This is a genomic window from Nonomuraea sp. NPDC051941 (assembly GCF_044593615.1).
The window spans coordinates 117,660-125,985 of record NZ_JBIUCF010000045.1 but is presented as its reverse complement, the minus strand read 5'-3'; the positions used below and the strand labels follow the sequence as shown (position 1 = coordinate 125,985).

12 protein-coding genes are annotated in these 8,326 nt (G+C 69.5%); 7 read left to right on the top strand and 5 right to left on the bottom strand.

What is annotated here, in order from left to right; translation table 11 throughout:
* From ACIHFD_RS51075 to ACIHFD_RS51065, 3 genes are all read right to left on the bottom strand, one after another.
* A partial coding sequence (locus ACIHFD_RS51075) for a DNRLRE domain-containing protein (RefSeq protein ID WP_397373077.1) occupies positions 1-1,496 on the bottom strand: 1,496 nt, incomplete at its 3' end.
* 142 nt (positions 1,497-1,638) lie between these two features.
* Positions 1,639-2,094 (bottom strand): acyl-CoA thioesterase, encoded by a 456-nt coding sequence (locus ACIHFD_RS51070; RefSeq protein WP_355208758.1) that lies wholly within the window; start codon positions 2,092-2,094, stop codon positions 1,639-1,641.
* Positions 2,072-2,410: a hypothetical protein gene (locus tag ACIHFD_RS51065; protein ID WP_397373076.1), complete on the bottom strand. Its 339-nt coding sequence runs from the start codon at positions 2,408-2,410 to the stop codon at positions 2,072-2,074. The genes ACIHFD_RS51070 and ACIHFD_RS51065 overlap by 23 nt, the downstream gene beginning before the upstream one ends.
* 125 nt (positions 2,411-2,535) lie before the next feature.
* Here ACIHFD_RS51065 and ACIHFD_RS51060 point away from each other — a divergent pair, with 125 nt between their 5' ends.
* Genes ACIHFD_RS51060 through ACIHFD_RS51045 form a run of 4 tightly spaced genes read left to right on the top strand, consistent with a single transcriptional unit; the run spans position 2,536 to position 4,998 of the window.
* Positions 2,536-3,513, top strand: a complete 978-nt coding sequence (locus ACIHFD_RS51060) for an NAD(P)-dependent alcohol dehydrogenase (RefSeq protein WP_397373075.1) — start codon at positions 2,536-2,538, stop codon at positions 3,511-3,513.
* Positions 3,510-4,043 carry a class I SAM-dependent methyltransferase gene (locus ACIHFD_RS51055; RefSeq protein ID WP_397373074.1) on the top strand — a complete coding sequence of 178 codons (534 nt, stop codon included), beginning with the start codon at positions 3,510-3,512 and terminating at the stop codon, positions 4,041-4,043. The genes ACIHFD_RS51060 and ACIHFD_RS51055 overlap by 4 nt, the downstream gene beginning before the upstream one ends.
* Positions 4,036-4,482: an NUDIX domain-containing protein gene (locus ACIHFD_RS51050; protein WP_397373073.1), complete on the top strand. Its 447-nt coding sequence runs from the start codon at positions 4,036-4,038 to the stop codon at positions 4,480-4,482. The genes ACIHFD_RS51055 and ACIHFD_RS51050 overlap by 8 nt, the downstream gene beginning before the upstream one ends.
* 42 nt (positions 4,483-4,524) lie before the next feature.
* Positions 4,525-4,998, top strand: a complete 474-nt coding sequence (locus ACIHFD_RS51045; protein ID WP_397373072.1) for an HIT family protein — start codon at positions 4,525-4,527, stop codon at positions 4,996-4,998.
* 129 nt (positions 4,999-5,127) lie between these two features.
* On the opposite strand, the gene ACIHFD_RS51040 is transcribed toward ACIHFD_RS51045, so the two are convergent.
* On the bottom strand, positions 5,128-5,592 hold the full coding sequence (locus ACIHFD_RS51040) for a hypothetical protein (RefSeq protein WP_350729612.1): 465 nt from the start codon (positions 5,590-5,592) through the stop codon (positions 5,128-5,130).
* 404 nt (positions 5,593-5,996) lie between these two features.
* Here ACIHFD_RS51040 and ACIHFD_RS51035 point away from each other — a divergent pair, with 404 nt between their 5' ends.
* The 3 genes from ACIHFD_RS51035 (at position 5,997) to map (ending at position 8,090) form a co-directional block, all read left to right on the top strand.
* On the top strand, positions 5,997-6,530 hold the full coding sequence (locus ACIHFD_RS51035) for a PadR family transcriptional regulator (protein ID WP_363976163.1): 534 nt from the start codon (positions 5,997-5,999) through the stop codon (positions 6,528-6,530).
* Positions 6,527-7,249 (top strand): siderophore-interacting protein, encoded by a 723-nt coding sequence (locus ACIHFD_RS51030; RefSeq protein WP_397373071.1) that lies wholly within the window; start codon positions 6,527-6,529, stop codon positions 7,247-7,249. The genes ACIHFD_RS51035 and ACIHFD_RS51030 overlap by 4 nt, the downstream gene beginning before the upstream one ends.
* A gap of 73 nt (positions 7,250-7,322) precedes the next feature.
* Complete coding sequence (map, locus tag ACIHFD_RS51025; RefSeq protein WP_363976157.1) at positions 7,323-8,090, top strand: type I methionyl aminopeptidase; 768 nt, start codon at positions 7,323-7,325, stop codon at positions 8,088-8,090.
* On the opposite strand, the gene ACIHFD_RS51020 is transcribed toward map, so the two are convergent.
* Positions 8,077-8,265 carry a hypothetical protein gene (locus tag ACIHFD_RS51020; protein ID WP_397373070.1) on the bottom strand — a complete coding sequence of 63 codons (189 nt, stop codon included), beginning with the start codon at positions 8,263-8,265 and terminating at the stop codon, positions 8,077-8,079. The two genes, map and ACIHFD_RS51020, sit on opposite strands and share 14 nt — an antisense overlap.
* Between the last annotated feature and the right edge of the window lie 61 nt (positions 8,266-8,326).

Here is an 8,326-nt window from a genome sequence, read left to right as displayed (position 1 = left end):
CGGCCCTTGACCGAGTTGTCGGTGTCCTTGAGCTTGGCCCACAGCTTGGGAGTGGCCGTGCTGATGACCGGCCGCCCGTCACCGGAGACGCAGGGACCACCCGGGTCCGACCAGGCGTCGGCGGCCACCGGGTCGGACGGGATCGAGTTGTACTCGATCACCAGGCTCGGGTTGTTCTTGAACTTCTTCCAGGCGTACACGTCGGTCTCGCTGGTGGCCCGCAGACCGATCGTGACGTTGGGCCACTTCTTGGCGGCGGCGTCCACGACCTGCGAGGTGACGTCGAACTCGACGCCGCCGGGCAGGCAGGACGAGCCCCAGCCCTTGGCCACGTTCACCGTGGAGAGCAGCCTGACCCACGAGGGCTGCTTGTTCCAGGTCGTGGCCTTGCTGATGGTGTTGGTGGCCCAGGCCTCGACCTTGCGGGCGCTGCAGGAGTACGACCACGTCTCGTACGTGCGCAGCGTGGCCTTGATGATCTGCTTGCCGTGGATGGTCGCGCCGGTGTTCATCTGGAAGAACGTGCGGTTCTTCTGCGACTCGACGTGGCCGACGCGGGCGACGTCGCTGGAGTTGAGGTAGTTGGAGTTGGGCCAGTTGCTCCAGACCGCGGTCCAGGCGTTGCGGGCGGCCGAGAAGTACGGGTCGAGATAGACGGGGAACTTGGTGTTCGGGTCCGTCATCATCTTTCTGTCGGGCTTGAGCCGCAGTTGCTTGCCCGCCAGTTCCACGCCCATCGTCGCCTCGCGCGCCTCCGGGGAGCGGCCCTCCTTGAGCGCCTGCGGGCTCGTGATGCCCTTGGAGTCCCACATCTTCGGGGTGGGCGCGGTGAAGATCGTGCCCTCGTTCTTGTCGACGGCCTCGATGTTGCCCGCCTTGTCCGACTCGACCGACAGGCCGGAGGCCGACAGCGGGAACGTCAGCTCCGTCATGCTCTCCGCGGCGGCCCGCGATTTGACCACCAGGATGTGGGAGAAGCCGTCCACGTCCGCGGTGACCTGGAGGTCCACGCCCGGCATGACCTCGGGGTAGGTGGCGGTGTCGCCGTTCAGCGTGGGCTTGGGGAGCGTCCCCTGCCAGCCGAGCTCCAGGGACTTGGCGCCGCGCGACAGCTTGGCCAGCGGGGCGTTGCCGCCGCCGGAGAACCTCAGCCCGATCGCCGTCGCCGCCGGGCTGACCGAGCCGTCGGGGTTGAGGCGGAGCGTGGTGTCGACGGGGACCCAGCCGCCCGCCTGCCGGACGCGCACCGGGCGGACGTTCAGCTCCATCGAGAGCGTGCCGTCCGGTTTGGCGAAGACCTGGCGGGTCTCCGTACGCATCGATTCGATCTCCACCGGCCGGCCGGCGCTCCGAGCGGCCGCGACCGCGGCCTCCTCGGCCTTCGGCGGCTCCTGAACGGCCTTCGGTGGCTCCGGCACCTCGTCGGCCTGGGCGGCGACCGCCGGAGAGATGGTTAAGATCAGCGCCGCCGTGAGCAGCCCATGCACTACCCGCATACGTCCTCGCCCGTGTTGAGCAGGGGTTACGCGCGGAACAAGAGCTGCCCGGCGTCTCCACGATCTTCGGATGGACGATCGGATTTTCACCCGCCCCCGAACCGGGAGTCCAGGGTTTTGTTCATTCTGCTCGAAGATTTCTTCAGGGGCCGAATTTGCGTGTGAGGCCGAGGAGCTCGGGTTTGGCGGCTCTTGTGTGCCACTCGCGGTCGGGATCGGGCACCAGCCGGCGGGTCTTCAGGTCGAGCAGGCCGCTCACGTGGCTCACCTCGGCCGCCACGGTGCCGTCCACGCGCCGCAGGAGATGGTGCACCCGGTAGGTCTTCCCGCCGCTCCACTCCCAGTCGCAGGTGACGTCCACCTCGTCACCGCCGCGCAGCTCGCGGTGGTATTTGATGACGGTCTCGAGGTTGACGGGGCCGAGGCCGCTGTCGAGCAGTTCCTCGACCGACACCCCGGCAGCCCGGACGCAGGCGAAGCGGGCGTGGTCGGCGTACTGGATGTAGAAGCCGCCGTTGAGGTGGAGCTGCGGGTCGATCTCGTAGATGCGGACCTCGAGGCGGACGCTGAAGGGCTCAGTCACGGGGCTGTGCGTCATCGGGGGCTCCTTGTTCGGCCAGCCAGTGCAGCGAACGTTCGGTGAGATAGCGGCGACCGTCCTCGCGGACCTCCAGCCAGTCGCCGCGGGACCAGCCGCCGGCGGCCTGGGGGGAGAAGCCGTGCTTGCGGAACAACGCGCTGGCTTCAGCCCTGGTCAGGCCATCGCGCCCCCATTCGGCGATGAGCGCTCGATGCCGGCTGTCTGCTGGGGGTCGAGCCGGATCGGCCGAGATCGCATCCGCCAGCGCCGCGAATCCGGCGCTGATCTGGCGTAGCGCCGCGGCTATCTGATCTTTCTGCGGCCATGGCTCCATGTCCATAGGTTAGCAATCGCTACCGATTGGTGAACATTGTCGATGGCGATCGGCGAGTGTTACCGTCTTTCACGTGTAAGAAGAATCTTACACGTGACCAAAGACTCTGACCAGGGAGCATCGCCATGAAGGCCGTCCGCTACCACTCCTACGGCTCGCCCGACGTCATCAAGCTCCTGGACGTCGACAAACCCGAGATCGGCGACGATGACGTGCTGATCCGCGTCCGGGCGGCCTCCGTCAACGCGGGGGACTGGCACCTCCTGCGCGGCCTGCCCTACATCTTCAGGGCGCAGGCCGGGCTGACCCGCCCCAAGGCCCACCTGCTGGGCGGCGACCTGGCCGGGGAGGTCGTGGCGGCCGGCAAGAGCGTCACCGCGCTGCGGCCCGGCGATGAGGTGTACGGCTTCTGCCGTGGCGCGTTCGCCGAGTACGTGGCCGTTCCGGCGGAGGGATTCGTGGTGCGGAAGCCCGCCGGGCTGACGTTCGAGGAGGCGGCGGCCGTGCCGGTGGCGGCCGTCGCCGCGTTACAGGCTCTCCGTGACAAGGCGCAGGTCAGGGCCGGGCAGAAGGTGCTGGTCAACGGCGCGGGGGGCGGGGTGGGGCCGTTCGCGGTGCAGATCGCCAAGGCCCTGGGCGCGGAGGTGACCGGCGTGTGCGGGCCCGGAAACGTGGAGATCGTACGCTCGATCGGGGCCGATCACGTCGTCGACTACACCAAGGAGGACTTCACGCGCAGCGGCGAGCGCTACGACGTCATCCTCGACAACGTGGCCAACCGCTCCCTGACGGACTGCAGGCGCGTGCTCGCCCCTCAGGGGATCTATCTGCACAACAGCGGCGACAAGGGCGGGCGCTGGGTGGGGGTCATGACCCGCATCATCCACGTGATGGTGTCGTCCCTGTTCGTACGGCAGAGCCTGCTCGCCGGATACGTGGCCGACGAGAACACGGACGATCTCGTGGCCCTGCGGGACCTGCTCGAAGCGGGGAAGATCAGGCCGGTCATCGACCGGACGCACCCGCTGAGCGAGGTTCCCGAGGCGATCGGCTACATCGAGCGCGGCCACGCCCGGGGCAAGGTCGTCATCACCATGGCATGACGGCGGGATTGACCCCGCCCCACCCGGCTGACGTCCTCGACGTGGGCTGTGGCACCGGGTCCCTGTCCATGCTGCTGGCCGCGGCCGGGCACCGGGTGACCGGCGTGGACGTGGCGCCACGGATGATCGAGCAGGCCCGCGCCAAGCTGTCGTCCGCCGGGCTCGCGGGGCGGTTCCTGGTCGGCGACGCCGCCGACCCGCCCACCGGCGACGACCGCTTCGACGTGGTGCTCTGCCGGCACCTGGTGTCGACCTTGCCCGACCCCGAGGCGGCGCTGCGCGAGTGGGCCGGCCGCCTGCGCCCGTCCGGCAGGCTCGTGCTCGTGGAGGGACGTTGGCGGGAGACCGGGCAGCCCTACGTGGAGGGAGCCGGATCGCTGCCCTGGAACGGCGGTCTCGGCGCCGCCGACCTGGCCGCCGCCGTCCGCCCGCTGGTCGCCGACCTGCGCGTCGAGCCGCTCAGCGACGACACCGACCTTTGGGGCGGTCCCGTGCACGACGAGCGCTATGCGATCATCGCCTATGCCTGACAGAACGATCCGCGACACGGCCCTCTGCTACATCGTCCGGGATGACAAGCTGCTCGTGTTCCGCCACGTCGACTACAGCCCCGAGGAAGTGGGCGTGCAGGTGCCCGCGGGAGGCATCAGGGAAGGGGAGGACCCTCGGGACGCGGCGCTCAGGGAGGCGCGGGAGGAGACCGGGCTCCACGATCTCACCCTCGTGCGGAAACTCGGCGTGGCGGAGTATGACATAACCCCCTACCGCGCCGAGCTCCAGCGCCGCCACATCTTCCAGCTGGCTCTGCACGAAGAGACCCCGGATCGGTGGGCGAGCAGCGATGACCATGACGGGAACGAGCCGCCCACGCGGTTCGAGTGCTTCTGGATCCCGCTGGAGCACGGCCACGTGCTGCAATCTGGCCAGGGGGCGCTCCTCCACCGCCTGTTCGAGCAGGACGCCGGATAATCGGTTGAGCGGGTTCCGGGCGGGCTGCGAGCATCGTGATCCGTGACGGACACCGAGGCCGGGCGCGATGCCGACGGCATGAGCGGCGGCACGTGCGTCTTCTGCCGGATCGTCGAAGGCACCGAGCCCTCACAGACGATCCACGAGGACGAGCACACGATCGCTTTCCTCAACCTCGCCCAGGCCACCAAGGGGCACACGCTCGTCGTGCCGAGAGCGCATCACCAGGATCTGACGGACCTCCCGCTCGACGAGGCGGCCCACGTCATGCGGGCCACCGTGGAGGTGGGGCGCCGGCTCACGGGCGCGCTGGGGGCGAAGGGGGTCAATCTGTGGCACGCGAGCGGTGAGACCGCCTGGCAGAGCGTCTTCCATTTCCACATTCACGTGGTCCCGCGCTACACGGACAGGGATCTCACGCCTCCGTGGACGGAGATCGAGCATCCGGTCGAGTCGCTGCGGGGGTTGGGGGCGGAGATCCGCCGGTTCCGGCCAGCGCCCCGCCGCCTCTTCTGAAGCGGCGGGGCACTCACCCGTCAATCAGTTCTCGCCGAACTTCCCGGCCCCGGCGTCGTACCTGTCCATGCCATCGCCCACGCCGGCCAGGTCGATGCCTCCGTTGCCGGAAAGCAGGTCGTCGCCCGACTACATCTCGATCACGTTGCCGGAGCCGCCGATGGTGGCGGCCCCGTTCCCCGAGATGAGGTTGTCCCGCCCCGGCGCCAGGTTCGCCCGCATCGGCAGGCGCGTACGGTTCCGCAGCGTGTCGTCGCCCGGCCCGGTGACCGCCACGATCGACTCGATCTCGTCGGCCGGGCAGGCCACCCGGTTGGCGCTCTCCCGCCTGCACGGCGCGGACGCTTCGATCCTGTCGCCGGCGTTCGAAACGATCACCCAGCGGCCGGACAGGGACAGGTCGATGTTGTCGGACGCGTCGCCCCCGTAGACGTATAGTTCCGAACCGGACACGCTCACGTCGGTCGTGGCGTGCGCCGGCCCGGCGACGGCCAGCAGCGAGGCGGCCAGCGTCCCTCCCACGGCGAGCGCCCGCACGCCGTGCGCGCGCAGAGCGCTGATCCGCGGCCGCTTGCCGTTCCCCCGTGTACTCATCAATTCCCCCTGTGTTGGATGGCTCGCCCCGCGTGTCCGGGACCTTGGATGAGTACGGCGCCACGACGGCCGCGCTCCTGTGACGAAGCGCAGACACGTTCTGTGGTTTTGCCATGTTCGCCGAGGAGCCGGGCATAGGACAGGCCATAGCCTTGTTTTCAGGCGTCCGTCATAGCGAGCGTGGACGGAAGAGGGGCGTACGGTGCGCACACGCCCTCCGGCAACAACGACTCCACACCTTCCACAACAGCACCGTTAGCCTCCATACCCCCGTCAGTGGCATCACCAACCGCCACCACAATCTCCCAAGAAGAGCCCTGTCCTGCGGCTTTACCGGGTGGCCAGGCCGCGATGGGCTCGATCGACAGTTGTTTAGCTATATCGTTCGATATAGCATCCGAGCCATGATGCACGCACGTCGCGGCCCCGAGCGGGGTCCCACCGGGCGCTTCTTCGGCCCTGGCGAGCTTCGCCTGGCCATCCTGGCCCTGATCGTCGAGCGGCCCGGCCACGGTTACGAGGTCATGGGCCGCCTCGCCGACCGCTTCAACGGCACCTACGAGCCCAGCGCCGGCTCCATCTACCCCACCCTCCAGCTGCTCGAGGACGAAGGACTCGTACGCGTCGAGCAGACGGACGGCCGCAAGGTCTACCACGTCACCGAGGACGGCAGGCGGGCGGCCGAGGAGCAGGCCGACGTGATCGAGCGGCTGTGGGGGCGGGCGGCCAGCAGGGGCGAGTGGGGGATGTTCCGCGAGCCCGAGGCCGCCGAGATCGTCGGGCCGGCGTTGCGCCTGGTCAAAGCCGCCGTGAAGGCGCTGGCCCACGCGCACGGCGACCCGGCCGTGGTCGAGCGCATCCAGGAGGTCTTCGTGGAGGCCCGCCGCAGGATCGAGGAGCTGGACACCAGGAGACGGCCATGGAAGGAGGCGCCATGAGGCGGAGCGTCGCACGGCGGTTACTCGACCGGATGTTCCTCACCGGTGAGGTGGTCGAGGTCGAGGAGGTGACCGCCCGCATGCGGCGGGTCAGGATCGGGGGAGAGGCGCTCGCCGGCCTGGAATGGACGCCCGGCCAGCACGTACGCCTCTTCATCGGCGACGGCGGCGGCCTGCTGGGCGGCGTCCTGCGCACCTACTCGATCTGGCGGCACGACCCGGCCTGGGAGGCCCTCGACCTGATCGGCTACGACCACGGCGGCGACTCGCCGGGCGCCTCCTGGATCAGGACCGCCGAGCCCGGCACGGAGATCTCCTTCACCAGGCCGGACGGCAGTTTCGTCACCCAGGAAGCCCGTTACCACCTGTTCGCGGGCGAGGAGACGGCCTCAGTGGCGTTCGGCGCGATGTTGCGGGCGCTCCCGAAAGGCGTCGCGGCATACGGCGCGGTGGAGGCCGAGGGGCCGGGCGACCATCTGGAGCTGCCCAAGGAGCTGGTCAAGGTGTGCCGGGGCGGCAAGCCGGCGGCCAGGTCGGAGGTCCTGGTCAACGCCGTCAGGGAGCTGGACCTGCCGGACGGGCCCGGCGTGGCCTACCTGGCCGGGGAGGCGCGCACGATCCAGGCCATCCGTGCCCATCTGGTCAACGAGCGCGGCTGGCAGCGCAGGGACGTCCGTACGAAGCCCTTCTGGACGCCCGGCAGAAAGGGGCTCGACTAGAGCGGTGCGACAGGCCCTCGTAGCGTGATAGTAATACCGGTATAGTTATTGGTAACGCATGCGAGGAGGGGCCATGATCGAGCTGAAGAGTGCCGGAGAGATCGACGCGATGCGGGAGGCGGGGCGGGTCGTCGCCGCCGTCCACGCCGCGGTGCGCGAGCGGGCCGCCGTCGGCGTCTCGCTGAAGGCGCTCGACGAGGTGGCCCGGACGGTCATCGAGGACGCGAAGGCGGGAGCGTCGTTCCTCGGCTACCACCCGTCGTTCGGCGCGACCCCGTACCCGGGGGTGATCTGCACGTCCGTGAACGGGGTCATGCTGCACGGCCTGCCGAGCCCGTACCGGCTGCGTGACGGCGACCTGATCAGCGTCGACTGCGGCGCGTTCGTGGACGGGTGGCACGCCGACGGCACGGTCAGCTTCGCGGTCGGCGAGCAGCGCGCGGAGGACCTCAAGCTCATCAGGGTCGCCGAGGAGACGCTGGCCGCCGGCATCGAGGCGGCCGTGCCCGGCGGCCGGATGGGAGACATCGGCCACGCCATGTCCACGGTCGGGCGCGGCGCGGGATATGGCATGCAGAACGACTTCGGCGGTCACGGCATCGGGCGGGCCATGCACGAGTCGCCGTTCGTGCCCAACGAGGCCCGCGCGGGACGCGGGATGCGACTGCGGCCCGGCCTGGTGATCGCGATCGAGCCGAGCCTGATGGCCGGGGGCGACGACGAGTACTACATGTCCGAGGACGGCTGGTCGGTGTGCTCGGGAGACGGCAGCAGGAGCGTGCACGTCGAGCACACGGTCGCCATCACCGCGGACGGCCCGGTCATCCTCACCGTGCCGTAGGCATCCGCATTCCGAACGGGGCGAGCCGGTCGCGGATCCGGCGGGCGGGCTCATGCGGCGCGAGCAGCAGCGAGAAGCGCCGCGCCAACGAACGTGATCCGTGGAAGTCGTCCTGGGAGCCGAACGCCGGCGACGCGTGGAAGAACACCAGCCCGACCAGCACCAGGACACGCATCACGTCGAGTTCGGGGCGGTCGGAAGGGGCGGGTCGTTACGCATGGTCATGATCACCGCCC

Bases quoted from the DNA above. Each gene is read 5' to 3' on its own strand.
- ACIHFD_RS51050 (WP_397373073.1), top strand. From the start codon at position 4,036: ATGCCTGACAGAACGATCCGCGACACGGCCCTCTGCTACATCGTCCGG.
- ACIHFD_RS51070 (WP_355208758.1), bottom strand. From the start codon at position 2,094: ATGACGCACAGCCCCGTGACTGAGCCCTTCAGCGTCCGCCTCGAGGTC.
- ACIHFD_RS51035 (WP_363976163.1), top strand. From the start codon at position 5,997: ATGATGCACGCACGTCGCGGCCCCGAGCGGGGTCCCACCGGGCGCTTC.
- ACIHFD_RS51020 (WP_397373070.1), bottom strand. From the start codon at position 8,265: ATGCGTGTCCTGGTGCTGGTCGGGCTGGTGTTCTTCCACGCGTCGCCG.
- map (WP_363976157.1), top strand. From the start codon at position 7,323: ATGATCGAGCTGAAGAGTGCCGGAGAGATCGACGCGATGCGGGAGGCG.
- ACIHFD_RS51055 (WP_397373074.1), top strand. From the start codon at position 3,510: ATGACGGCGGGATTGACCCCGCCCCACCCGGCTGACGTCCTCGACGTG.
- ACIHFD_RS51030 (WP_397373071.1), top strand. From the start codon at position 6,527: ATGAGGCGGAGCGTCGCACGGCGGTTACTCGACCGGATGTTCCTCACC.
- ACIHFD_RS51065 (WP_397373076.1), bottom strand. From the start codon at position 2,410: ATGGAGCCATGGCCGCAGAAAGATCAGATAGCCGCGGCGCTACGCCAG.
- ACIHFD_RS51040 (WP_350729612.1), bottom strand. From the start codon at position 5,592: ATGAGTACACGGGGGAACGGCAAGCGGCCGCGGATCAGCGCTCTGCGC.
- ACIHFD_RS51060 (WP_397373075.1), top strand. From the start codon at position 2,536: ATGAAGGCCGTCCGCTACCACTCCTACGGCTCGCCCGACGTCATCAAG.